The sequence below is a fragment of the Agarivorans sp. Toyoura001 genome, assembly GCF_005405585.1.
Lineage (GTDB): Bacteria > Pseudomonadota > Gammaproteobacteria > Enterobacterales > Celerinatantimonadaceae > Agarivorans.
The window spans coordinates 24,023-47,634 of the sequence record NZ_BJEQ01000017.1; the positions used below are offsets into that span (position 1 = coordinate 24,023).

The window sequence follows — 23,612 nt, forward strand, 5'->3', positions numbered from 1 at the left end:
TTTTTTACCCCTTTTAACCATACAACTAGCCACATAACCTTAAGGAACGCCCAATAGCGATGCATAAAGTACTGTGTTTTGGTGACTCTAATACTTGGGGTTACTCTCCTACTACTGGACAACGTATGCCTGCCGACTCTCGTTGGCCACGGGTGATGGCGAGTTTGCTCGGAGAGGCTTACCAAATCATTGAAGCCGGACAACCAGGCAGAACCACCTACCCCAATTCACCAGACTTTGGTTTAAGCAGCGGTATAGAAGCACTATTGCAAGACACCGGTAAACACCAGCCAGACTGCTTGGTATTAATGCTAGGCACCAATGATTTATACCCGGCTTTTCACTTATCTACCGAGCAAATAAGTGACAACCTTGAGCGAATGGTTGTTGAGCTAGACCAACATTGTGTTAATCAGAGAATGTTAAGCCCAAAAACATTGTTACTTGCTCCACCAGCAATAGACGAAACGGGCCGCTTTGGTCAGCATTTTGCTGGCGCTAAAGATAAATCGACACAACTTGCTGAACATTACCAAACGATTGCTCACTCACTGGGTTGTGGGTACCTAGACGTAAGCCAGATAATCACCGGTAAATTGCTTGATGGTGTTCATATGAACAGCGTCCAGCACCAAGCCCTAGGCGAAGCGCTGGCGAATACATTTATCGAGTTACCTTAAGATATATACAGCGCACAACTGCTGATGACCACAGTGTTTCGAGATACACTCATTAACACGCTGTTTGAGCCTAGATAAGTAGCGTGAAAAGAATTCTTGATACGCTCTTAGTTTTTACCTCTCACCGTTCAGGATACATTATGTTGTTTGTATGCTCCGATATTCATGGCGATTTTAACGCTTTGCAACACACCCTCGCCGCTTTTAAGCGTAGCGGTGCCTCGCACTTTATTTGCTTAGGTGATGTGCTTAATCATGGGCCGCGTAACCCAGTACCTAAGCACTACGCACCTTTAAAAGTGGCTGAAGCGCTAAATACGATAGCCGAACGAATTATTGCCGTAAGGGGAAATTGCGACAGCGAGGTTGACCAAGCCTTATGTAAGTTTCCAATAATGGCAGAATACAATCAGTTGCTGCTCGATTCGCGGAAAGTATTCTTATGTCACGGCCATACTTTTGGGCCAAGTCATCTTCCGCCATTGGCTGCAGGTGACATATTGGTGAGCGGCCATAGCCACATTCCTAAGGCAAATTTAGAAGGCCAGCATTATCTGCTTAACCCCGGCTCAGTGGCTATTCCTCGCCAAGATTGGCCTGCCAGCTATGCGTTGATTACCGAACAGCAACTACAAGTACTTAAATTAGGCGATCACTCCCCGTTAGTGAGCTGCAGCTTAGAATAACCATGACTTAGCCAGTGTTGTGTTCTGCCCTCTCCATTGTTTACTCGTAACGACGCTGTGTATTTTCGGATTTGTAATTCACCCGAGTTTATTTTGCTAAGTTTACGATAATGGTAATTGGGGGGCGATGATTATCTATCGCTAGCGTCTGTTTCTCGTTGTTAAAGGTTTAACGAGTAAAGCATGCTAAACTCGCGCATCTTTTGCTGTAGCCATGCGTTCTGGTTTACAGCTTATCTCTACAGTATTTGGATTAAGTCATGTCAGATAAGTTCTTTTTTAAAGGTCGCCAAGACGCCCGCCAAAGCCACATAAAATATGGTTACGAGACCAAAGCCCGACCAATAGCTGGCAGCAAGAAACACCCATTAACCTTAGTGGTTACCAGTGAAGCACGTAAGCACGAAGTCGCACTATTGGTCGCAGACGCTGAACTATTTGCCAACATTACTGTTGATACTAACGAAGGAGCTGAAGAGTCGATTGCTGAGCTAAACGCAATCATGAGCAAAACAGCCCCCGTAACCATTGAAAAAGTGCCTGCGCGTAACGAACCTTGCCCCTGTGGCAGCACCAAAAAATACAAAAAGTGTTGTGGATAGCTACAGCTTATAAACGTGGATACTTCGGTGCTGAGCTCAAGCTCATAGCACCGTGTTCACCAAGCTCTGCCACTCATGTCACGAACATTACCCCACTAAACACCTGACGCACTCATTAAACTCCCGATTTATAAACCATTCTTTGGCTGTATTTTCTACTTGCACACCACTGTGTCTCAGCGAACGCTTTAGCCTAAACACCAACAAAAGTCATACAATTAATGTATTACTTACACCCATAAAGCCAGATTAAAAGGTCAAGCTCGCCCCCGACACGTCGAAAAGATGGCGCTGCAATAGTCACCCTTTATTAACGGTTTAGCTTAGTTAGATGCTTAATTAAAACTTTTGTTAAAAACTAAAAGTCGCATTTAGATAGAGAAATTGACTCGCGCTTAAAGCCTGTTGATTAATCCTAGTGCTCCATAGGTTCTTTCTGCTGAACTTCCTACTCCATCAATTACCTTTATTAGCTATGCGCCATGACACGTCTTAAGCAGCCACGCCTTAAAGTGTGAAATACAGCAAGGATTAAAAATGAAATAGTAAAAATCAGCCTGGTAATGTTAATAATTGCCAACACCGTCAATAAAAATAATACAATAATATATTAACTTCCTACCTGTTCACGAAAACTCCGCCTAAGAGTTACATTTAACTAACAGGGAACTATCATGAAAAAAATTTACATCGCTGGTGCTATTGCCGCCTTATTTGCAGGTACCGCCAGCGCAGCAGTTGCGCCTACAGACTATCAATTAGAATTGATGTCTAAATTGGATGCCTCTAAAGCACCCGCGCAAAACTTTGAAATGAGAAAGTGGAAAATTAACCTACCTTACCCAGACACGAAGCCTGAGCGTGAAGGTAAAACCATGGAAGTGTATGCAGCTCAATTAGCTGATGCGGAAAACCCGTTTTCACATCCGGAATGGTTCTATACCAATGCCGACACTGGCGCAATGGTATTTAAAGTGCCTAACGAGGCAGTCACCACCCCAAATAGTAAAAATGCGCGTAGCGAATTACGGGCTATGTTAAATGTTAACCTACCTACCGGTTACAAAGACCCAAGCACCAACTTTGTAGTAGCCGCTCATGATAATGCTGCTGCATATGGTTCTATTGGTGGGCGCATGAGCGCAGCCTTAAGCGTTGACCATGTAAGTTTAAGTGGTAATGACGCCAAAATGGGTGCTCACTCGGTGGTAATTGGTCAAATTCATGGCTCCAAAAACGAGCCTTTGAAAATATTCTTCCGCAAAATGCCAAATCACGAACATGGCTCGTTATTTTGGAACTATGAAATTAACCCGAAAGATAAAAAAGACCGTTTCGATATCCCTCACAACGTCTTCGGCCAATACAATTTAACCAAAGCTGATAAAGACCCCGTTGGCGGCATTAAGCTAGGTGAATTGTTTGCGTACAATGTCGACATAGTAGATAACATAATGAACCTTAGTTTCACCAAAAACCCTGGTGAGCTCAATGAGCAAGTAGTCACGTACAAAGTTAACCTTGCACAGCCAAATTCGGCCTCAGAACTTGATACTAGCTACGCACAAGATTGGATGTACTTTAAAGCGGGTGCTTACAACCAATGTAACGTTAAACCTAAAACCAATACTTGGAGCTCGGGCTGCAGTAACAATGGCTTAGATGCGGGTGATTACACACAAGTCAGCTTCTACAAACTTAACCTTATTCAATAGGGCTAAGTAACAGAATTATTCAATAGATAAACTGAAGCCCTTAGCATGAAAATGCCTAGGGCTTTTTTGATCACAAGTAAAAGCTACAACGCTTAAATCCTCTTCAATAATCGAACTACAAAAAACTTAGTGCCGATGTCGCTTTAACAAAGTAATACTAATCGGACTCTCGCTACGCCCGATTAGTATTATGCTTAACAGCTCACTGATCGATGGGGATAACTAGCAGGTCTATCGATACGTTGTTTACCAGCTCATGATGTTTGGAGGCTAAGCGATGCCAGAACCCATTATCATGACCACAAACGATTAAGTCTGCCCCTACCTCTGCCACTGTTTCATCTAAACTAGCACTTAAATCACCTTGCATAACAAACTGGTTCTCGATGGGATAATTGGTATCCACCACCAAAGCGTTAAGCTTATTCGCAAACTCTTTTAGGCTAGGATGCATCGGTTCAATAGCGGCTAGATCAAGATCGATTAGCCCACTGAATGCTGAATCGTTGGCGCTTTCATCAACAAAAATCAGTGACACTTTGGCATCGAGTAGTTTTGCTAGGAGGGTAACTTTGTCGATTATTCGTCTGCTGTTTTCAGAGAGGTCGACGGCGACTAAAATGTGACGATAGCTCATGACGTGCTCCTCGTAATTTATTTAATCACTTTAAGTTTAGCACCAGAAATACGCCCTAAACGGACTTGGCGCACATGCCAAGGGATTATTTAAAGCTAACTTGCGCTTGGTCATTATTTGGGCTTATTAACCTTCTTAGCCGCTGATGTTAAGCCTTCTACCACCAGCCTTTTCACGACTAACCGTTCATGTAGTTAAGTTTTTCAGCCTCCATCAAAAAACAAAAAAGCCTGCGTAATGCTGGCTTTGGCTTATGTCGTTATTGAACATTTAAAGCACTGAATACAGGTTCAAAAATTGTGGCAACGTAATAAGTGTCGGTGCTAGCGAATCAAAAATCGCAATGGTTATCCCTTTTTAGGGCGCTAGCTTTGCCCCCTAAAGTGTGAACTAGCTTTAAATATCTTGATGAAAAGTCGATAGTTTCAAAGTTATTTCAGGGGTTTTCTTGAAGGCGCTTACTTACATAAAATCTGGCTTACTGTAGCATTTTCACTTTACCAGTCACTCCTCGTTTCATTGATGAATTACCAAGAGAGCTATTTTATGACCAAGCCAAGGACGTCTAGATTACTCGTTGCCCAACTGTTACTGGTGGCTGTTGCCACGCCTTATGCGCAAGCGTCTAACTGTGAGTACACAGTAATAAAAGAATGGAATAATGGTTTTCAAGCTGAGGTTACAATTAGCAATACCAGCCAATCTGCTATAAATGGTTGGGTGGTGAACTGGCAATATGAGAGCTCAACAGTTAGTTCTAGCTGGAACACCAATTTAAGCGGCGCAAAACCTTACACTGCTTCTAACCTTTCTTGGAATGGCGATATTGCACCAGGGCAGTCGGTAACTTTTGGCCTTCAAGGAAGCACTAGCGGAGACAAAGCCGAACAAGCACTCATTAGCGGTGAAGTATGTAATGCCCAAGCTGGCGGCGGCACTGAACCAGCCATTACCGCAATAGATGCCGCTGCGGCCATGGGGACCGGTTTTAATCTTGGCCAAATGTTTGATAACCAGCAACACCCCGCTACCTTCGCTGAAGCTTCGAGAAAAATTGATGCTTACTATCAGCAAGGTTTTAGAAACGTACGCATTCCTATTAGCTGGACCATAGACATTAATGGTTCAAGCATCGCAGATAACAATGGAAACATCGACCTCAACAACAGTCGCCTTAAAGAGATCGTTAAAACCGTAGACCACGCATTGTCATATGGTGATATGTACGTGGTGATTAATGCTCACCACGAAGCAATAATTAAAGACAATAACAACTATCAAATGCTCGAAACGCTGTGGCAAGACATTAGTCAGCTGTTTCAAAACCGCAGCAACCGCCTGGTATTTCAAGTTCTTAACGAACCACATTTCACCAATGGTAACCCCATGCTGCCCTCTAACCTTCGCCATATGACGGGGCTAGCTTACAATAAGATTCGCCAAACAAATCCCAATCGCATTGTAGTGATAGGCGGTAACCAATGGTTCGCGGCCAATGAAATGGCTCGCACATGGCCAAACCTAGACCAAGTAGGCGGCGGTAACGATCCATACGTAATGGCAGCTTTCCACCACTACAACCCGTGGTCATTTCATGGCGAAGGTAATTTAAAAACCAACTGGTCAGAAAGCGATATTAAGAGACCGATTGATACGATGAAAAGCTGGGCAAATGGCGTTGGGCAAGGTATGCCAATTTACATTAGTGAATGGGGTACCAATTGGAACAAGTTTAAAGGCCAAATGGATTGCAACAATATCCGTGCTTGGTATGAGGCTCTTGATTACAAGTACGCTCGCGCTGAAGGCATTCCTACATCGGTGTGGGATGATGGCGGTTGGTTTAAAATTTATGATCACCATACCAACAGCTACAACAACAACCTTTATCAGTGCATCATCAATGGCTCTTGCGAGTACAGCCAACAAGACAGTAGCCGCTTAAACTCGGCCTGCCAATAAGCCATTAGCCCCAACACAAGCTTGTTTTGGGGCTAAAACCTTGCCTTATAAATCATACAAATTACCTCTTTAGCTCAATTCACAAACTACTTTAGCAAAGTACAATAAGCGTTTTGCAATGGCCAGTTTGATGCACGCAAAACCAGACCGTATTACCGCGATGAAGAGTATTATTGTTCAAGTAAAAAGAGAGTTCCCTCTCTATGAAGAAGACACTTTTGAATGTGGCACCGCCAATAACTGCATTGGTTGCCCTAAAAAGCTCTTAGAGCTGGTTGACTCTGAACTCAGTTATTGGGAGCACGCCATGAAGCGCGGTGTTCAGCCAAAATTTGATGAAATCCGGCGCTTCGGCAAACTATGTAAAAATGTAAAACGTGGGTTGGTACGTAACCAAATTATCTCAGCTTAACCGCGATAGCCTATGCTGAATACCCCACCCTCAGTGGTAGAGTTATAACCTACGCCCAACACAAAGTGGCGAGTTAAGGCATAACGAAAGCCCACTTCTCCGCCCCAGTTTTTATCGGTATCGGTATGCCACTCAGGCTCACAATCGGTGCAATATTGGGTGATACCGTCGGTGTATTCAGTGGTATTTTCTAGCAGTACCCCACCACCATATAAACTCAAATCATTAGTGAGGCTATAGCTAACACCTAAACGCAGCATGGTGAGCTCGCGGTTCCCTTCAGCGGGAGCGGCTAAACCAAGATCATCTTCTTTAGACTTAGCAACACCGAGGTAGTATCCCCAGCGAGGATATTGTTTATCGTAGTGATTTACCGACACAGTAAGGCCAATCATTGGCTGAACAGCGTCTTGATAATCTAAAAAAGCGGCCGCCCAAGGGTAATTAGTTGGGCTTTCTTGGTTATTCTCTACTGCAATCGCTGCACTAGTGGAGCAAGCCGATACTAGAGCAACAAGCTTGAGGGTTAAAGCTCTGGAGATAAGCACTACAATCATTACCTTTTAAAATCATTACCTCCATGTAAGTGTTAAATTTCAGCATATACTCTCAGGATAGCCACCATATTGGAACTGCTAAATCTATCAACTATCCATTCTTTAGATTATCTTGCTAGCAAGTTCACCATTTAATGAGCTAATCCAATGATAAGCGTTTAAACATCAAGCAGAAAACTAAAAATTTTGAACGATTTTTTGTTAATTAGTTTTAGCATAAGCTATTGATTAAATTGCTTACTTGACTATGCTGAGAACATAAATCTTCTCGAGGGCGTGTTTATGTTCCAGCTTACTGGCCGCAAGGTTATTATTTTCTTTTTAGTCTTCTTTATTATCAATTACATCATCGCGGTTATTTGGAGCAGCGAACCTGAGCGAGTAAATGTAAAAGAATATGTGCAGGAGCAGGCCTTAGCGAATGGTGAAGAAGTAGTAACAGGTTACGCCACCACTACCGCACTAATGTTTGTAGCTGAAACCCTACTCAATAAACCTGGTGGTTATTTAAGTAACGACAAAATGCTGCCTAGTGTATTAATGGATAACATGCCAAGTTGGGAATTAGGTGCGTTAAACCAAGTACGCGATTTATCGCTAATTATGCGTAAAGACTTCAGCCGCTCTCAAGCTCAATCCGTTGAACACGCACAGCTTAAAATTGCTCAACCCAAATTTAATATTGACCATACTAGCTGGCAATTACCCAGTGCCGAGCGGGAATACCAAGATGCAATAGACGCCTTACTGGTTTATCGCACGCAGTTGGCCGACCCCACTGACCCTAATGCTCAGTTTTACGCCCGTGCCGACAACTTAGTGACGTGGTTAGGCGAAGTGCAATCTCGCCTTGGAAGTATGTCGCAAAAGCTTTCTGCATCGGTTGGTCGAGAGCGAATTAATACAAGCCTAGTGGGCTCTGAAGGTGCTTCTCAGTCTACCTTTACTCCAACAGAGTCGATGGTGAAAACGTCGTGGTGGAAAATAGATGATGTGTTTTATGAAGCACGCGGCGAAGCATGGGCGTTATTGCATTTTTTCCAAGCCGTAGAGGTAGACTTTAAAGGCGTATTAGAAAAGAAAAATGCCACGGTTGCGGTTCGCCAAATCGTTCGCGAATTGGAAGCCACTCAAGAAACCGTATGGAGTCCAATGATTCTAAACGGTACCGGTTTTGGCTTAATGGCTAATCACTCTTTGGTTATGGCAAATTATGTGTCTCGTGCCAACGCAGCGATTATTAACCTGAACAATCTACTCACCAAAGGTTAAGCCCTCCTCAATACCCACATAAAAGCAGCGTTGATTCGCTGCTTTTGTCCATTTACACTAAATTCACTTTAAATAAGGAATGTAACATGGACAAGCAACAAGCAATTGAAGCAGCAACCTTTAAGCGTTTACTCGAACACTTAGACCAACACAAAGAAGTTCAAAACATTGAACTGATGAATTTGGCTGATTTTTGCCGAAACTGCCTGGCAAAATGGATGGTAAGCGCTGCCGAAGAACACGGTGAAACCTTAAGCTACGAGCAAGCACGCGAAAAAGTATACGGCATGCCTTACTCTGAATGGAAAGAGCATCACCAACTGCCAGCCACCGAAGAGCAAATGGCAGTATTTAAATCCAAAGAAGCTGCCAAGGCCAAATAGCACTAAGGTTACTGATAAGCAAAATCGCGACAGCTGTAATGAACGTTTACTGCGTCCGGTCCGTATCACTAAGTACAGCGATAATTGATTGAGGTAACATCATGCCAAAGTCAGTATGGATTAAAAGCAACGCCGGCAATAACGCCAAAACCTTAATACTTGTCGGCTCTTTACTCACCTTAGTAGGCATTAGTACCTTGTATGTACCTGCTGTACTGGTATCTATTGTGGCCTCGGTACTATTTTTCCTCGCCTATCTAGGCATACGGGTTGGAGTAGAAAAATGGATGCAGCCCGTTTACTCGGTGGTGCTTTGTTACGACCATCTGCAGTTTCACCATCGCTACGGAGGCTGGTGTTTGCCGTGGGACAAATTGCAACGCATCGACATTCCTCGCCTGCATGACGGACTAAACTGGCAAGACATGAATTACATCGGTCTACGTTTGTCTGAACCCGATTACTTGCTTGATACCTTATCCCCTCGATTGTCTGCCCATTTGCTTACAGAACAACGAGCAGCGCTTCTCGCATCCCTGCGAAAAAGCTGTCAGCATTGTCAAGACAGCCAAGTAAGTGACCATCTTATAGAAGATGATTATTTTAAATCGAGTAGTGGGAAAATTTATACCGGGCTAACCGGTATGTTTGCCAATCGCATGAAGAAGCTACGAGAACTAACAGGTTACGATTTATTGATCGACCAAGATATTCTTGACCGAGAGCCTGAGGATTTTGTGGCCTTAGTGCGCAACTACAAAAGTCGCGCAATCACCAATAGTTAATCGACAAGTCGCGGCTTAGTAGCGCGGCTGGTCACTTCCTTCAACGGTACGAAACAGCTTTAAGGTCCACATATACTGCTCAGGAGAGCGAGAGATCAATTTCTCTACTTCTTGGTTCATACGCAAAGTATCATGTTCAACATCTTTACTGGGAAAGCCTTCCATCGCCGGGTGAACATACAGTTTTACTTTATGCAATTCACTATCGTAACCAGCATAAATGGGTAGCACTTTTGCTCCGCTTAACTTGGTCATTTTCCCTAACACTGGCAGCGTAGCCTTGGTCGTTTCGAACAGCGGTGTCATTAGACTGGCTTCTGGACCGAAGTCTTCATCGGGCAAATAAATACAACCATAACCAGCACGAGTAGCTTTAATCAGGGTTTTAATGCCGGCATTACGCTCAAATATCACTCCACCAAAACGGGTACGCTGTTTGGCCATCGCCCAATCAACGATAGGATCGCCTGTTTTTTTAAACATGGTGCACATGTCGTGACCACGGGTACAAAAGTAAGTGCCTAAGAAATCCACTGGGTAGGTGTGTGGTAACAAGATAATGAAGTTTTCGTTGTTATCGAGAATGTTCTTAATGTGCTCTTCACCGTCAACCACAATGCGGTTTTGTAAATAACGTTTAGAGCGAACAGACATTTCACCCGCACCCAAAATGAGCTGGGCAAATATTTGCATATTTTTGCGCATCAATTGCTCGCGCTCGGTGGCGCTCATGTCAGGAAAACACAGCTTGAGATTAGTGTCGGCGATAGCGCGGCGTTTTTTTAAGGCTTTTAGATTAAAAATTCGGTTGGCAACGGCTACTGCCAATCGGTCGCGTAAAGTAACAGGAACAAAAGCCAGTAAAATAATTAGGCCACCCACAAGCCAGGTGCCCCAATGTTTAGGGGCTAACCAAGCTTTAGAAAAAGAAATAGAAAATGCTTGAGATTCAAACTTAGACATAGCCTAACAACACAGCCTTTTATGGTTGAAACAGCGCGTCAGTTTACCCGCCAACAGCGCTAAAGCAAGTTTACTAAGTGGCAGAGCCTACAAAATAGATTTAGTTGCATCTAAACTGCTGGATACAAAATGATCTAACTGCGGTGACATCAGCAGCGGTTCATCTTGCCAAACAATCGCTTTACGCATTTTATTTCGTGCTTCCACGACCATGGTTTCAGATTCTTTAGAGCGTAACCAGTGCTGTTTACTTGGCCATTGTGAATAGGAAATCCATGTCCCGTCAGAGGCTTTATGTAAACGCGAGCCTAAAGCAGCACACTTATCTACGTTAAAATGGATAATCTCCGACCACCCCTCTTTGAATGACTGAATATGCTCTTCATTTAACTTCCAACGAAATAACACAACAAACATCGATAATCTCCTTATTGGTCAGCTGAATACTAACTATGGCGCGAGCACCCAATAAAATACAAGCTCACTGACTAAACTCTGCTAAACAGTTGTCAATTAGTTGACTTAACTCACTTTTTCTTACTTCACTGGCGTAACTAGCAGTGACTGCGGCGTAACTTAATGCGGCTATTTGTGCCCTGCCCCAGTTAAAGGTTTGGCTACAAGCTTGTAAGTTATCTAGCAAATAGCCGCCAAAATATGCGGGGTCATCAGAGTTAATCGTCACTGCCAAACCTTTTTCTATCATACTGGGTAATGGGTGGTCACTTAGGTTCTCCACCACTTTTAGTTTTACGTTACTAAAAGGACAAACGGTTAAAGGCATTTGTGCACTAGCTAACTGTTTAACTAACGCTGCATCTTCTAAACAACGAACGCCGTGGTCTATTCGGCTCACATCTAACAATTCCCAAGCGCTTGCTACGTTAGAAGCTGGTCCTTCTTCTCCAGCATGTGCGACACGCCTAAGCCCCAGTTGTTTGGCCATGGAAAAAACCCTTTGAAACTTCTCGGGTGGATGCCCTTGTTCACTAGAATCTAAGCCAACGCCAATGATCTGCGCCAAAAATGGTTTTGCCGCTTCTAAGGTTTGAATCGCAGACGCTTCGGACAAATGGCGCAAAAAACACAAAATGTATTCGCAACTAATACCGTATTGTTTTTCAGCTTGCTGTTTCGCCCGGGTTAAGCCATTAATGACCGTAGCCATCGCAATGCCACGCTCAGTATGCGTTTGAGGGTCAAAAAACACTTCTGTATGAAGCACGTTATCGCGATGACAGGTTTCAAAATAGGCCCAAGCAAGGTCATAAAAATCTTGCTCAGTTTGCAACACCTCTGCACCTTGGTAGTAAAGGTCGAGAAATTCTTGCAGATTGTTAAATTGATAAGCTTTTTTAAGCGACTCTACCGAAGAGTAAGGCAGCTCAATCTTATTTCGAGCAGCTAGCTTAAACATAAGTTCAGGTTCTAGGCTGCCCTCTATGTGGAGGTGCAACTCAACCTTTGGTATTTTTTTAATAAACTCTTGCTGATTAATCATCAATGCTTCCCCTTCAACTGCTTGGATAGTAAAGAATATAAGCTATTTGTTGCCCTAAGGTTATTTTTCTCTAACGCTTTTTAGCCACACTACGGTACCCTGAACTACTGATAATACTGGTTCTAAGGAAAAAGAATGAGCAAAGCTGTTATTTGTGACATTGACGGTGTACTACTACACGACAACCAACTGATAGACGGAGCCAAGGCATTTATCGAGCGTTTATTGGCCAACAACACTAAGTTGGTGATTTTAACTAATTATCCCGCTCAAACACCTCAAGATTTACAAAATCGCTTTCAAACTGCTGGCGTAGATATTCCAGAGAGTTGTTTTTATACTTCTGCCATGGCCACTGCCGATTTCTTAAAGCGTCAAGAAGGTAATAAAGCCTATGTGATTGGCGAAGGTGCGCTCATTCATGAATTATACAGTGCAGGATTTACCATTACCGATATTAACCCTGACTTTGTTGTTGTTGGCGAAACCAAGAACTACAACTGGAACATGATTCAACATGCCGCGAAGTTTGTCGCACAAGGCGCCCAATTTATTGCCACTAACCCAGATACACATGGCCCCAATATGAGCCCCGCTTGTGGCTCTTTGTGTGCGCCCATTGAACGCATTACAGGTCGCCAACCTTTTGTTGTAGGTAAACCAAGTGCATGGATAGTAAGAGCGGCCTTAAATAAAATTGGCGCACATGCTGAAGAAACCTTAATTATTGGCGACAATTTACGTACCGATATTCTGGCGGGTTTTCAAGCTGGCTTAGAAACGATATTGGTGTTATCTGGTGTGAGCAGTGAAGCAGACATTGAAATGGTACCCTTTAGACCTAACTATGTTTTCCCCAACGTAGCCGCTATAGACATAATATAACAATAAAGATTTAACGATAAATGGATATTTCTATACTTATAACAGTGACGTTTTTGGCGGGCTTTCTCGCTCATTTGGCTCACTTACCCCCATTAATTGGTTTTTTAGCTGCAGGCTTTATTCTGCGAGAAATTGGTTTCGAACAAAACGAGCTGATTTCTACTGCAGCCGATTTAGGGGTCACCCTGCTGTTGTTTACAGTGGGTTTAAAACTTGATGTAAGAACCCTCTTCAAGCGTGAAGTATGGGGCACAGCTACCGCACATATGGCAACCAATATGCTGCTGTTTGTGGGTGCCTTATCTGCGGTTAAATGGTTTGGTATTAGTAGCATTAGCGAACTATCAAGCACAGGCATTGTGGTTTTGTCTTTCGCTCTATGCTTTTCCAGTACCGTGTTTGCGGTAAAAGTATTAGAAGATAAGAGTGAGATGAATGCACTTTATGGTCGTGTGGCCATTGGTATATTGATCATGCAAGATATCTTCGCAGTGGTATTTTTAGCCGCCACCACCGGCAAACTTCCAACCATGTATGCGCCTTTCTTATTGCTACTGTTACCACTTCGCCCAGTGCTGTATCGTTTACTTAATCGAGTGGGACACGGCGAATTACAGCTAGTACTCGGCTTTTTCCTCACCTTTGTATTAGGCGCTCAGTTATTTGACTTAGTGGGTTTAAAAGCTGATTTAGGCGCTCTTATTATTGGTATGTTACTGGCTGGCCACCCTGCTGCTAGTGGTATGGCAAAAGCGCTGTTTAGCTTCAAAGAACTATTCCTCGTAGCCTTCTTCCTATCAATTGGCCTTTCCAGCGAATTGAGTGTGGAATCAATATATATCGCATTATTTTTTGTAGGTATTTTGGTGATTAAATCCGGATTCTACTTACTCTATTTAATGCGGTTTAGATTGCGATCTCGCACCGCGTTTTTAGGAGCAATGAGCTTAGCCAACTACAGTGAATTTGGTTTGATTGTCACCGCGGTCGCGGTTCAGCTGCAATGGGTTGACGCCTCTTGGATGGCCACACTAGCGATGGCGGTTAGTATTAGCTTTTTGGTATCCGCACCCATTCACAAAAATGCCGATATTATCTATCAGTTTATTCGCCCTTCTCTTAAACGTTTACAACGCTCTAAATTGCACCTGGAAGACCAACCGATAGAGCTCGGCCAAATGCAGGTAGTTATATTAGGCATGGGACGTATTGGTGAAGGTGCTTATGACATGTTACAGCAGTACTACCCAGACCTAGTGATTGGTATTGATACTGATTTAGAAAAGATTCAGCACCAAATAGAAAGTGGTCGCGCCGTCATTCAAGGCGATGCAACGGACTCTGATTTTTGGGAAAAACTGGCCCCCTCTAAAGATTTAAAATTAGTGCTTTTAGCCATGCCTCATCACCATGGTAATCAGTACGCACTAAAACAACTTCAAAAAGGCTCGTTTAATGCAAAAATTGCAGCCATTGCTCAATTTGCCGACGACGCAGAGAAGTTAAAGCGCCTAGGGGCTGACGAAGTATTTAACTTATACAATGAAGCCGGTGCAGGTTTTGCTGACCATGTTCACAATCAGCTCATTGAAAACAACAAACCACAGAAATAAAGCTGAATATTTGCGAAAAGACTTATAAAAATAGCCAGTTTGTTAAATTTTATTAGTTTTCTGGCTTTTTTTAGCAAAAAATCTCAATCAGGGCTTGCAATAATTTCTGATCTTGGCAAATTGAAAGCAATATTTGGACAAATGGCGAAGTACCATTTGTTCACGAGTAAACACAAAGTAGTTAAGGGAAGAGTATGTGTTCCATATTTGGAGTTCTAGACATTAAATCTGACCTCAGTGTGCTGCGTAAGCAAGCACTTGAGATGTCAAAGCGTTTACGCCACCGTGGCCCGGACTGGTCAGGTATTTACACTTCAAAAAATGCCATCTTAGTGCATGAGCGTTTATCTATCGTAGACGTAAATACCGGCGCACAACCTCTTTATAATCCCGAGAAAACTCACGCTCTTGCTGTAAATGGCGAGATCTACAACCACAAAGATCTTAAAGCTGAGCTTAATGTTGATTTTGAATTCCAGACTGAATCAGACTGTGAAATCATTTTGGCTTTGTACAAAGAAAAAGGCATTGAATTTTTAGATGACCTAAACGGCATCTTTGGCTTTTGTTTGTACGATTCAGAAGAAGATGCTTACTTAATTGGCCGTGACCACATTGGTATTATCCCGCTGTACACCGGTTACGACGAGCACGGTAACTTTTATGTTGCCTCTGAGATGAAAGCACTAACGCCAATTTGTAAAACCGTTAGTGAATTCCCTCCAGGTCATTACTTGTGGAGTAAGGCGGGCGAGCCAGTTAAATACTACAAGCGCGATTGGATGGATTACAGCGCGGTTGAAAACAACGATGCTAGCGTAGAAGATTTAAAATTAGCCTTAGAAGCCGCTGTTAAGCGTCAACTAATGTGTGATGTACCATACGGCGTATTACTATCTGGTGGTTTAGATTCTTCAGTTATTTCTGCGATTACTAAAATGTACGCAGACAAGCGAATTGAAGATAACGACAACTCTGAAGCTTGGTGGCCGCAACTGCACTCATTTGCCGTTGGCCTAGTGGGCTCACCAGACCTAATTGCTGCGCAAAAAGTTGCTAAGCACTTAGGCACAGTTCACCACGAAATTCACTTCACGGTTCAAGAAGGTATTGATGCGATTAAAGACGTTATCTACTACCTAGAAACCTACGATGTAACAACTATTCGTGCTTCTACTCCAATGTACTTAATGGCGCGTAAAATTAAGGCTATGGGCATTAAAATGGTATTGTCTGGCGAAGGCGCCGACGAAATCTTTGGCGGTTACTTATACTTCCACAAAGCGCCTAATGCCAAAGAGTTCCATGAAGAAACACTGCGTAAGCTAGAAAAACTACACATGTTCGATTGTAACCGTGCCAACAAATCACTTGCCGCTTGGGGTATTGAAGGCCGTGTTCCATTCCTAGACAAAGAGTTTATGGATGTAGCAATGCGAATTAACCCAGAAGCTAAAATGTGTGCTGGCGACAAGATTGAAAAACACATCCTTCGTGAAGCTTTTGAAGGTTACTTACCAGCAGAAGTCGCATGGCGCCAAAAAGAGCAATTCTCTGATGGTGTAGGTTACTCGTGGATAGACAGCCTTAAAGAACTTGTAGAGCTTGAAGTATCTGATCAAGAATTGGCAAATGCGGCATTCCGCTTCCCAATTAATACCCCAGATACTAAAGAAGCTTACTACTACCGTAGCATGTTCGAAGAGCACTTCCCGCAGGATTCTGCGGCAGAATGTGTACCACACGGTAAGTCTGTAGCTTGTTCTACACCTGAAGCAATTGCTTGGGATGCGAGCTTCGCTAACAACGCCGATCCTTCAGGTCGTGCAGTACTATCGGTACACAACGAAGCGTACTAATCACTTTTGGGCTTAGTTAACTCAGCTTAAAAGCAAAAACCGATGCCATGGCATCGGTTTTTTTATATCTCAGTAAAATACTACTCAGACATACAAGCTACATAAGCGGCGGTAAAAGACACCTCTTGAAAAGCTTTAAGGCCAGTGGCAGAGAATTCTACAGGCATAGGGTTATCTTTAAGTATTTGCTTAGAATAAGGCGCTGAGATCAACTGAACATTAAGATCTGCGATCACTTCAATGGCAGCTTCAAGTTTAAAGCCCACTGCCCCGCCCGCAAACTTACCTTTCATTGGGCGTTGTTTAATCGCCACTTTTTCAACTTTGTAGTCACTCATTAACTTAGCAAAAGCAAATTGAAAATCGCGTAAATGCTGAGTGCTATTAATATCGCTAAGGGTTAAACGACGCACGCGGCAATCGGGTATTTGAAACAAGCCATCTTCTAAACTCAATAAGCTTATTATTACTTCATTACTTTTTATTTCTACGCCACATACTTTCATATTAATACCCGTTACAAAATAAACCGTGCAATATCAGTGTTGCACAAAAAAGGCCGCAACGCGGCCTAATCAATCAGCTAATTGAAGCCAATTTAGAAAGGCATTTTCATACCAGGAGGCATTTGCATGCCGCCGGTTACGTCACCCATCTTCTCTTTACTGGCTTCTTCTACACGACGCACTGCATCGTTAACAGCTGCTGCAAGTAAATCTTCAATCATGTCTTTGTCATCTTCCATTAAGCTTTCATCTAGCTCAACGCGACGTACATTGTGGTTACCTAGCATAACAACTTTAACCAGGCCTGCACCTGACTCACCAGTAACTTCCATTTTGGCGATTTCTTCTTGAGCGCGCTGCATTTTATCCTGCATCTGCTGCGCTTGCTTCATTAGGTTACCCATTCCGCCTTTAAACATAACTATTCTCTTCTCTTCTATTAGTTATAACAGCGACATTACATCGATATTAATGTCGAAAATCAAGTTGTTCAGTGGTATTTCACACTGTCGTGATCTAATTCTGCACCAAAGCGTTGTTGCAGCGCTTGAATATTGGGGTCTTCCAATAAGCGCTCGCGTGCTGCTTCGGTATTTTTTTGATGAAGTAACTGAGCAAGCTCTAGCGGCGTATTACTGTTTGAGTCTTCACCAACCGTAATATCTAATTCCGCACTAAGCTGAAGGCAATGACTAAGCTGTTGCTTCAATTCTTCTACAGAACTGGGTTTAGGTAAGTGAGACAAATCAGGCTTAAGTAACAATTTTACGGTGCTACCGGCAAGTTGATACAAGGAGTTAATAGCTATTTGCCGAGCAATTGGGCCTAAGTCCATATGCTTAACCATTTCAGCCCATCTCTCATCATGATCGGTCACTGATGATTGAAATGGCTCTGGTGCTGCCGGCGCTAACCCCTCTGCAAGCGGAGGCGTAAGCGCTTCATTGTTCGAGCTAATCTGCTGCCCACCATGATTGGCCATTTTTACCGCTTGAGCTGGAGCTAAAGTACTGTTTTTGCTGTTTGAGGCGCTAGCCTCTTCAGACTTTTTTTCGCTTTTTCCTCGCGCTCTTAATTGGCTTCGCAACTGCAATAATGAGGCGGTATCCTCTTTGGCCGGAGCACTACTGACCTCAGGGCTAGGACTAGAAATTGAAGGTGATGCTGACGATGCGGGAACAGCAGAATGCATATCTTGCGTTTGATAATCCGCCGCGTAATTAGGTTCTTCATCATAACCTCCACCCATCTCTGCTAAATGCGCGTAATAGCTATCATCTACTGAGACACTAGTTTCATTGACCGGTGCGACAGGAGTCGGAGGCGTAGCTTGATCAGACCATTGCTCATTCGGCTCTACTGGATGTGTAGCAGCAGCTTCGGATGCAGGTAATTGTTGTTCAATGGCAACCGCAGGCTCGCTTGGCTGTTGAACTAACTCAGCAGTAGGAGCTGCAGCTTGTGATTTAGCCACTGGAACCTGCTGCTCTTGACCATGAATCGATACGGCGGGTTTTACATCGTCTGCTGGCTCATTGCCACGCAGTTGATTTTTGAGCTTTGCAATACTTTGCTCACGCTGCACTACCCGCTCGTCTTTTGTTTGCGATGGCGGTGTTGATACCGGTGCAGCTGTTTTTACCGGCGCGGCATCAACTTGATAACCTTGTTGCTGCGCTTGCTCAATTATCTCTTGCTGTTCTTTTACCAAGCTGTTGTCAGCTAATTCAGCATTAGACGGAGTGGCAGTTGTTTGCGGCTCTGGCGAGAGTTGCTCTACCTGCTCTGCAGGTTGAAACGCCAACATCCGTAACACAGTCATTTCAAAGCCGCCACGTGGGCTAGGCGCATAAGCAAAGTCACGTTTACCGGTAATCACAATCTGATAAAGCAACTGCAGTAGTTGCGCATCTAATTGCTCGGCTAACATCTGTATGGTTTCGTCATTTTGACTAGCAGGCAACACTTGCGCCATGCACACTTTATGAATAATTTCAGCCAGTTGCTGATGCAGTTGCTCGTAGTCTGGCGCCATAGTCGCTAACTCAGATATTTTGCTAAAAACCGATTCTGTTTGACCAGCTGCAACATGACACAACAATTGGCGTAATTGGTGAGGATCAAGCACGCCTAACATATCTAATACTTGTTGGTAATCAACTTGCTGATTAGATAAGGCTAAAGCTTGGTCAGTTAAACTCAAAGCGTCTCGCATACTGCCGTCTGCAGCATGGGCAAGTGCGTTAAGCGCAGCGGGTTGATACTGACGTTGCTCTGCATCGAGGATATACGCTAGCTGATGAGCAATTTGCTCTTCGCTTAAGGCTTTAAGCTGAAACTGTAAACAGCGAGATAACACAGTAACCGGAAGCTTTTGAGGATCGGTAGTCGCCAACAAAAACTTCACGTGTTCTGGCGGTTCTTCCAGAGTTTTAAGCAAGGCATTAAAACTGTGGCGAGACAGCATGTGCACTTCATCAATTAGGTAGACTTTATAACGCCCCTTAGCAGGGCTATATTGCACATTGTCGAGTAACTCGCGGGTATCTTCTACTTTAGTGCGAGACGCAGCATCTATTTCCAATAAATCAACAAAGTTACCTTGATCTACTTCAATACAATTACTGCACTTTCCGCAGGGCTGAGACGATACCCCTACTTCGCAGTTTAAGCTCTTAGCAAATAAACGTGCGATGGTTGTTTTGCCAACACCGCGAGTACCGCTAAACAAATAAGCATGGTGCAGTCGTTGTTGATCAAGAGAATTAATCAAGCCTGCCAACACGTGTTGCTGGGCAACTACCTGTTGGAATGTTCTTGGTCGCCATTTTCTTGCTAGGGCTTGATAACTCATTAAATATGCTTGTCCTATTCGCCTTCAAACTCAACTAAATAGCTAGATTCGACGCCCAATGTGGTTAGCTTTTGTGCGCCTGGTAAGTCTACTAAGTTTATCACAAAGGCCGCATAATTTATCTGCCCACCAAGTTTACGAATCAGCTTAACTGAGGCTTCTGCGGTACCGCCGGTGGCAATGAGATCATCAACCAACAACACTTTATCACCAGGCTCAATCGCATCGGTATGGATCTCAAGTGTATCCATGCCGTATTCAAGCTCGTAGCTTTCGCCGATCACTTCACGAGGCAATTTGCCAGGTTTACGCACCGGAACAAAACCCACACCCAAAGCTAAGGCTAAAGGCGCACCGAATATAAATCCGCGCGCTTCGGTACCAACAATTTTGGTAATACCTAAGTCTTCAAAACGTTGCTGCCATTCATGAATAACTAAAGCAAAAGCCTTTGGGTCTTCAATTAGGCTGGTAACATCTCTAAACAAAATGCCTTCTTTAGGATAGTTAGGGATAGTTTTGATTGCGCTTTTAATATATTCGAGGTTTGAGCTACTCATACCGGCTTCCATTGTCCAAAAAAAACGCCCATAAAGGTGGGCGCTATTTACAATCTTTAATTATCTCAGTTTGCAGCCATAAAGCAACGTAGAGCTTCCTGAAAAACAATACAAAATTTAAGCTAAAATTTTAAGTAAAGACAAACTCAATGGTAAGGTTGGGATCAGTAGAGCCACTATAAAACCTAGTAAATATAATACGTTATAACTTTCTTTAAACTCGTGGTCCATTTCAAAAACACCCTAAAACTAATTCCAATCAACATTGATCTAAATCAATTATACGCGACTCCGTTTGCTACAAATACCCATAAAAAGAAAGGATAAAGCTATTCGAACTAAAGCGCGGGTTGCTTAGTGAGATGGTTAATTTCACTGGCTTGCTATATGCCAAACCGTTAGAATAACGCCCTTTTTTAGGTAGGTAAGTTATGCGCGTAGTTTTAGCCCCAATGGAAGGTGTAGCCGATGCTTCAATGCGACAGCTCTTGTCCAGTTGTGGCGGATACGATTGGTGCGTAACCGAATTTATTCGTGTAACTAATGTTGCCCTGCCAGATAAAGTTTTTTATAAGTACTGTCCTGAGTTACATGAAGGCGGCTTCATTGATAACACCACTCCTGTGCGGGTGCAGCTACTTGGCCAACACCCTAGCCCAATGGCAGAAAATGCGGTTCGTGCTATCGAATTAGGTTCGCATGGCCTAGATTTAAACTTTGGCTGCCCAAGTAATACGGTTACCGGCAGCTGCGGGGGTGCATCTATGTTAAAAGCCCCTCAATCTATCTTTGAGGTAATAAGCGCGGTTCGCCAAGCAGTACCAAAACAACATACTGTTTCTGCCAAAATCCGTTTAGGCTGGGAAAACAAAGAAGATTGCTTTGATATTGTACAAGCTGTTCAAGAAGCTGGAGCAAATGAACTTACCATTCATGCCCGAACCAAGTTAGATGGCTACAAAGCCCCTGCCCATTGGCATTACATTAAAAAAGTAAAAGAGCAATTTTCGATACCCATTATTGCTAATGGTGAAGTGTGGAACAGAGAAAACTACTTACAATGCCAAGAAGCGAGCGGTTGTGACGACGTAATGATTGGCCGCGGCGCACTTACCATTCCTAACTTAGCCAAAGTGGTTCGCGGAGAAGAAGCCCCATTATCTTGGGAAGCAGTTATAGAACTGCTTATTCGTTATTCGCAACATGAAATAAATAGCGAAAAATCAAAATACTATCAAAGCCGAGTAAAGCAATGGCTTAGGTACCTCTCTGGCTACTACCCTGAGGCTGATGAGTTATTTCGCTCTATCCGTATATACAAAGACACCGCAACAATTATTAATACTATCCGCCTACAACAAGCCAGTTAGCGAAAGCCAATTCATCATTTTATGTTTTGTCACAAAAATTAATCATTTTCTGCATCAGATCAACAAAACCCTAATAAATGTAGACATATAGCGCTATAGGGAGAGGCTTTTGATTCACATCATATCTCAGTGCTTATTCTGCTGTTTATACTGCATATTCACTTTTTAATTGGGCTTGAATGTGGAATTTACAGATTATCAGTTGCGACTTACGCAGCAATTAGAGCAGTTAAAGTCTGAAATCATCTCATTTTTAACTGCCTCCGAAAAAGCCAGCTTGAAGCTAACTGCTGGCAAATTGCAATCACTGAGTAATGAACAACTCATTGACCAAGCGTTAAAACTACAGTATTCAGAATTAAATGCTCAACTTAAACAGCTTAAGCGGGTTGATGCCGCGCTTTGCCAAATCGACCTAGGTTTATACGGGCTATGCAGTGACTGTGAAGAAGTTATTGAGTTAGATAGATTGGCAAGTGATCCTAGCACGCAGCGTTGCCAGCGCTGTAGTGATAAACATCGCTTATCAAAGCGCCGCGAAAGCTTTGCTCTTTAATAACAAATAGCGATTAACAAAAAGGCCACCTTGCGGTGGCCTTTTTACTTCTATCGACTTTTAAGCCAGATTAGAAGTTGTAACGAACACCAAGCGCTAAGCGGTTGTCGTCAGTTTTGTTACCAGAAGTAGACTTAACAGTCTCGTCTTGGTACTCAGTGTACAAAAGAACGTTGTTCCAATCGTACATTGCGCCTACTAAAGCAGTTTTTAGATCAGCTTCTGAGTTTTTGTCTTCTTGGTAGTTCCAACCAGTGTAAAGTTGTAGACCCATGTCTAAGGTGTAAGCGAATACACCTTCATGGCCCATAGCTTTGTCTGAAACACCTGTAGCGCCGTCAAACTCTACGTGGTTTTTAAACTCACCGTAAGAAACAGCAGCGTAGATAGGACCTTGGTTGTAGCTAGCTGCCAATGCAGTTAGTTTAATGTCGCCATCGTTAGATACTTCAGCTTTCTTGGCATCAGTACGGTTCATTTGGTGATAAGTAGCGCCAACATTTAGACCGAAGTCGAAATCGTAAGATACAGCACCAGAGTAGCTGTCTTTGCGGCCTTCGTTTTCATCAGCAAATTGGTATTGACCGCTTAAGTTAACGCCACCGAAGCTACCGTTGTATTGTAGAGCATCGTTTGCACGACCAGCACCAGTCTCACCGTGGTCACCATCGTAGATACCCATTGCTGATCCGCCGTATACCCAGAATACATCGGTAACGCCAGTAACAGTGTAGTAAGTAGACCATTGCTTACCGTAAGAGATTGAACCGTAGTCAGCGTGGTCAAACGCTACAAAACCTAAACGGTTAAAGAAAGGAGCGTCGCTGTCGCCATTTGGATTATCGATACCGTATTCCATGGTAGCGCGAGCAGTAACGTTTTCGCTCATTTTGCGAGAGAAATTTAAGTTAATGCGTGAAGAGTTGTTTTCTGAACGCGCTTCGCGGCCTTCGCCTTCTACGCCATTGTCTGCTGACTCAACCATAAGGTTAAGGCGACCACCGATAGAGAATGAATTTTCGCCGTCGTTGTAAATTTCTTGAGCGTTAGTTGCGCCAGCTGTGAATAATGCTGGAATTGCGATTGCTAAAATTGTCTTTTTCAATGTTCCACTGCCTATTTTGAGATTAATAACTTATCTCTTCCTTGACCCATTCGCTACATCCTTTGAATGGTTTCCTTGTGCAGTGAAGTCCTTCTCACGGCCGACATATTTGCTGAAAACGAGAGGGAATTCAACATTTTTTTGAAGTT

General features: G+C 43.3%; 24 protein-coding genes. 14 read left to right on the forward strand and 10 right to left on the reverse strand.

The window, feature by feature from the left end; translation table 11 throughout:
* The first annotated feature begins 59 nt into the window (after positions 1-59).
* The 4 genes from FFR00_RS17010 (at position 60) to FFR00_RS17025 (ending at position 3,683) form a co-directional block, all read left to right on the forward strand.
* The gene (locus tag FFR00_RS17010; RefSeq protein WP_137674617.1) at positions 60-680 is read left to right on the forward strand and encodes a GDSL-type esterase/lipase family protein; all 621 of its coding nucleotides are present in this window, start codon (positions 60-62) and stop codon (positions 678-680) included.
* Positions 681-820: 140 nt separating this feature from the next.
* Complete coding sequence (gene yfcE / locus FFR00_RS17015) at positions 821-1,366, forward strand: phosphodiesterase (protein ID WP_137674618.1); 546 nt, start codon at positions 821-823, stop codon at positions 1,364-1,366.
* 260 nt (positions 1,367-1,626) lie between these two features.
* Positions 1,627-1,968, forward strand: coding sequence for a PBPRA1643 family SWIM/SEC-C metal-binding motif protein (locus FFR00_RS17020; protein ID WP_137674619.1), 342 nt, complete (start codon positions 1,627-1,629; stop codon positions 1,966-1,968).
* Positions 1,969-2,642: 674 nt separating this feature from the next.
* Positions 2,643-3,683, forward strand: coding sequence for a polysaccharide lyase family 7 protein (locus tag FFR00_RS17025; RefSeq protein WP_137674620.1), 1,041 nt, complete (start codon positions 2,643-2,645; stop codon positions 3,681-3,683).
* A gap of 202 nt (positions 3,684-3,885) precedes the next feature.
* Here the strand turns inward: FFR00_RS17025 and FFR00_RS17030 are convergent, their stop codons facing one another.
* Complete coding sequence (locus FFR00_RS17030; protein WP_137674621.1) at positions 3,886-4,320, reverse strand: universal stress protein; 435 nt, start codon at positions 4,318-4,320, stop codon at positions 3,886-3,888.
* 546 nt (positions 4,321-4,866) lie between these two features.
* On the opposite strand from FFR00_RS17030, the gene FFR00_RS17035 reads away from it, so the two are divergent.
* Together FFR00_RS17035 and FFR00_RS17040 are read left to right on the forward strand one after the other, a co-directional pair.
* On the forward strand, positions 4,867-6,282 hold the full coding sequence (locus FFR00_RS17035; protein ID WP_137674622.1) for a cellulase family glycosylhydrolase: 1,416 nt from the start codon (positions 4,867-4,869) through the stop codon (positions 6,280-6,282).
* A gap of 118 nt (positions 6,283-6,400) precedes the next feature.
* Complete coding sequence (locus FFR00_RS17040) at positions 6,401-6,694, forward strand: hypothetical protein (protein WP_373681414.1); 294 nt, start codon at positions 6,401-6,403, stop codon at positions 6,692-6,694.
* Here the strand turns inward: FFR00_RS17040 and FFR00_RS17045 are convergent.
* Positions 6,691-7,242 (reverse strand): outer membrane beta-barrel protein, encoded by a 552-nt coding sequence (locus FFR00_RS17045; RefSeq protein WP_161985198.1) that lies wholly within the window; start codon positions 7,240-7,242, stop codon positions 6,691-6,693. The two genes, FFR00_RS17040 and FFR00_RS17045, sit on opposite strands and share 4 nt — an antisense overlap.
* Before the next feature lie 291 nt (positions 7,243-7,533).
* On the opposite strand from FFR00_RS17045, the gene FFR00_RS17050 reads away from it, so the two are divergent.
* From FFR00_RS17050 to FFR00_RS17060, 3 genes are all read left to right on the forward strand, one after another.
* Positions 7,534-8,523, forward strand: coding sequence for a DUF2333 family protein (locus FFR00_RS17050; RefSeq protein WP_137674624.1), 990 nt, complete (start codon positions 7,534-7,536; stop codon positions 8,521-8,523).
* Between the two features lie 86 nt (positions 8,524-8,609).
* Positions 8,610-8,906: a DUF1244 domain-containing protein gene (locus tag FFR00_RS17055; RefSeq protein WP_137674625.1), complete on the forward strand. Its 297-nt coding sequence runs from the start codon at positions 8,610-8,612 to the stop codon at positions 8,904-8,906.
* 101 nt (positions 8,907-9,007) lie between these two features.
* Positions 9,008-9,691: a DUF2982 domain-containing protein gene (locus FFR00_RS17060; protein WP_137674626.1), complete on the forward strand. Its 684-nt coding sequence runs from the start codon at positions 9,008-9,010 to the stop codon at positions 9,689-9,691.
* A 15-nt stretch (positions 9,692-9,706) separates the two neighbouring features.
* On the opposite strand, the gene lpxM is transcribed toward FFR00_RS17060, so the two are convergent.
* The 3 genes from lpxM to FFR00_RS17075 form a co-directional block, all read right to left on the reverse strand.
* Positions 9,707-10,654 carry a lauroyl-Kdo(2)-lipid IV(A) myristoyltransferase gene (gene lpxM / locus FFR00_RS17065; protein WP_137674627.1) on the reverse strand — a complete coding sequence of 316 codons (948 nt, stop codon included), beginning with the start codon at positions 10,652-10,654 and terminating at the stop codon, positions 9,707-9,709.
* Between the two features lie 87 nt (positions 10,655-10,741).
* Positions 10,742-11,071 carry an antibiotic biosynthesis monooxygenase gene (locus FFR00_RS17070; protein WP_137674628.1) on the reverse strand — a complete coding sequence of 110 codons (330 nt, stop codon included), beginning with the start codon at positions 11,069-11,071 and terminating at the stop codon, positions 10,742-10,744.
* 64 nt (positions 11,072-11,135) lie between these two features.
* A complete protein-coding gene (locus FFR00_RS17075) occupies positions 11,136-12,155 on the reverse strand; it encodes an adenosine deaminase (RefSeq protein ID WP_137674629.1) in 1,020 nt (339 codons plus the stop codon).
* Between the two features lie 135 nt (positions 12,156-12,290).
* Here FFR00_RS17075 and FFR00_RS17080 point away from each other — a divergent pair, with 135 nt between their 5' ends.
* The 3 genes from FFR00_RS17080 to asnB all read left to right on the forward strand — a co-directional run bounded on the left by FFR00_RS17080 (position 12,291) and on the right by asnB (position 16,512).
* Entirely contained in the window at positions 12,291-13,040 is a 750-nt protein-coding gene (locus FFR00_RS17080; RefSeq protein ID WP_137674630.1) for an HAD-IIA family hydrolase, read from the forward strand.
* A gap of 20 nt (positions 13,041-13,060) precedes the next feature.
* The gene (locus FFR00_RS17085) at positions 13,061-14,653 is read left to right on the forward strand and encodes a cation:proton antiporter family protein (protein WP_137674631.1); all 1,593 of its coding nucleotides are present in this window, start codon (positions 13,061-13,063) and stop codon (positions 14,651-14,653) included.
* Positions 14,654-14,847: 194 nt separating this feature from the next.
* On the forward strand, positions 14,848-16,512 hold the full coding sequence (gene asnB, locus FFR00_RS17090) for an asparagine synthase B (protein ID WP_137674632.1): 1,665 nt from the start codon (positions 14,848-14,850) through the stop codon (positions 16,510-16,512).
* Positions 16,513-16,592: 80 nt separating this feature from the next.
* Here the strand turns inward: asnB and FFR00_RS17095 are convergent, their stop codons facing one another.
* From FFR00_RS17095 to apt, 4 genes are all read right to left on the reverse strand, one after another.
* Positions 16,593-17,018 (reverse strand): DUF3010 family protein, encoded by a 426-nt coding sequence (locus tag FFR00_RS17095; protein ID WP_137674633.1) that lies wholly within the window; start codon positions 17,016-17,018, stop codon positions 16,593-16,595.
* 92 nt (positions 17,019-17,110) lie between these two features.
* Complete coding sequence (locus FFR00_RS17100; RefSeq protein WP_137674634.1) at positions 17,111-17,437, reverse strand: YbaB/EbfC family nucleoid-associated protein; 327 nt, start codon at positions 17,435-17,437, stop codon at positions 17,111-17,113.
* Positions 17,438-17,508: 71 nt separating this feature from the next.
* Positions 17,509-19,872 (reverse strand): DNA polymerase III subunit gamma/tau, encoded by a 2,364-nt coding sequence (dnaX, locus tag FFR00_RS17105; protein WP_137674635.1) that lies wholly within the window; start codon positions 19,870-19,872, stop codon positions 17,509-17,511.
* 14 nt (positions 19,873-19,886) lie between these two features.
* Positions 19,887-20,432 (reverse strand): adenine phosphoribosyltransferase, encoded by a 546-nt coding sequence (gene apt, locus FFR00_RS17110; RefSeq protein WP_137674636.1) that lies wholly within the window; start codon positions 20,430-20,432, stop codon positions 19,887-19,889.
* A gap of 431 nt (positions 20,433-20,863) precedes the next feature.
* On the opposite strand from apt, the gene FFR00_RS17115 reads away from it, so the two are divergent.
* Both FFR00_RS17115 and FFR00_RS17120 read left to right on the forward strand, forming a co-directional pair.
* Positions 20,864-21,802: a tRNA-dihydrouridine synthase gene (locus FFR00_RS17115; protein ID WP_137674637.1), complete on the forward strand. Its 939-nt coding sequence runs from the start codon at positions 20,864-20,866 to the stop codon at positions 21,800-21,802.
* Positions 21,803-21,983: 181 nt separating this feature from the next.
* Positions 21,984-22,358, forward strand: coding sequence for a TraR/DksA C4-type zinc finger protein (locus FFR00_RS17120; protein ID WP_137674638.1), 375 nt, complete (start codon positions 21,984-21,986; stop codon positions 22,356-22,358).
* Between the two features lie 70 nt (positions 22,359-22,428).
* On the opposite strand, the gene FFR00_RS17125 is transcribed toward FFR00_RS17120, so the two are convergent.
* A complete protein-coding gene (locus FFR00_RS17125; protein ID WP_161985199.1) occupies positions 22,429-23,463 on the reverse strand; it encodes a porin in 1,035 nt (344 codons plus the stop codon).
* Between the last annotated feature and the right edge of the window lie 149 nt (positions 23,464-23,612).

Coding starts and splice junctions, on each gene's coding strand:
- dnaX (WP_137674635.1), bottom strand. CDS start 19,872: ATGAGTTATCAAGCCCTAGCAAGAAAATGGCGACCAAGAACATTCCAA.
- FFR00_RS17075 (WP_137674629.1), bottom strand. CDS start 12,155: ATGATTAATCAGCAAGAGTTTATTAAAAAAATACCAAAGGTTGAGTTG.
- FFR00_RS17025 (WP_137674620.1), top strand. CDS start 2,643: ATGAAAAAAATTTACATCGCTGGTGCTATTGCCGCCTTATTTGCAGGT.
- FFR00_RS17030 (WP_137674621.1), bottom strand. CDS start 4,320: ATGAGCTATCGTCACATTTTAGTCGCCGTCGACCTCTCTGAAAACAGC.
- FFR00_RS17020 (WP_137674619.1), top strand. CDS start 1,627: ATGTCAGATAAGTTCTTTTTTAAAGGTCGCCAAGACGCCCGCCAAAGC.
- FFR00_RS17050 (WP_137674624.1), top strand. CDS start 7,534: ATGTTCCAGCTTACTGGCCGCAAGGTTATTATTTTCTTTTTAGTCTTC.
- asnB (WP_137674632.1), top strand. CDS start 14,848: ATGTGTTCCATATTTGGAGTTCTAGACATTAAATCTGACCTCAGTGTG.
- FFR00_RS17080 (WP_137674630.1), top strand. CDS start 12,291: ATGAGCAAAGCTGTTATTTGTGACATTGACGGTGTACTACTACACGAC.
- yfcE (WP_137674618.1), top strand. CDS start 821: ATGTTGTTTGTATGCTCCGATATTCATGGCGATTTTAACGCTTTGCAA.
- FFR00_RS17070 (WP_137674628.1), bottom strand. CDS start 11,071: ATGTTTGTTGTGTTATTTCGTTGGAAGTTAAATGAAGAGCATATTCAG.
- FFR00_RS17035 (WP_137674622.1), top strand. CDS start 4,867: ATGACCAAGCCAAGGACGTCTAGATTACTCGTTGCCCAACTGTTACTG.
- FFR00_RS17055 (WP_137674625.1), top strand. CDS start 8,610: ATGGACAAGCAACAAGCAATTGAAGCAGCAACCTTTAAGCGTTTACTC.
- FFR00_RS17040 (WP_373681414.1), top strand. CDS start 6,401: ATGGCCAGTTTGATGCACGCAAAACCAGACCGTATTACCGCGATGAAG.
- FFR00_RS17060 (WP_137674626.1), top strand. CDS start 9,008: ATGCCAAAGTCAGTATGGATTAAAAGCAACGCCGGCAATAACGCCAAA.
- FFR00_RS17095 (WP_137674633.1), bottom strand. CDS start 17,018: ATGAAAGTATGTGGCGTAGAAATAAAAAGTAATGAAGTAATAATAAGC.
- FFR00_RS17100 (WP_137674634.1), bottom strand. CDS start 17,437: ATGTTTAAAGGCGGAATGGGTAACCTAATGAAGCAAGCGCAGCAGATG.
- FFR00_RS17115 (WP_137674637.1), top strand. CDS start 20,864: ATGCGCGTAGTTTTAGCCCCAATGGAAGGTGTAGCCGATGCTTCAATG.
- apt (WP_137674636.1), bottom strand. CDS start 20,432: ATGAGTAGCTCAAACCTCGAATATATTAAAAGCGCAATCAAAACTATC.
- FFR00_RS17085 (WP_137674631.1), top strand. CDS start 13,061: ATGGATATTTCTATACTTATAACAGTGACGTTTTTGGCGGGCTTTCTC.
- FFR00_RS17010 (WP_137674617.1), top strand. CDS start 60: ATGCATAAAGTACTGTGTTTTGGTGACTCTAATACTTGGGGTTACTCT.
- lpxM (WP_137674627.1), bottom strand. CDS start 10,654: ATGTCTAAGTTTGAATCTCAAGCATTTTCTATTTCTTTTTCTAAAGCT.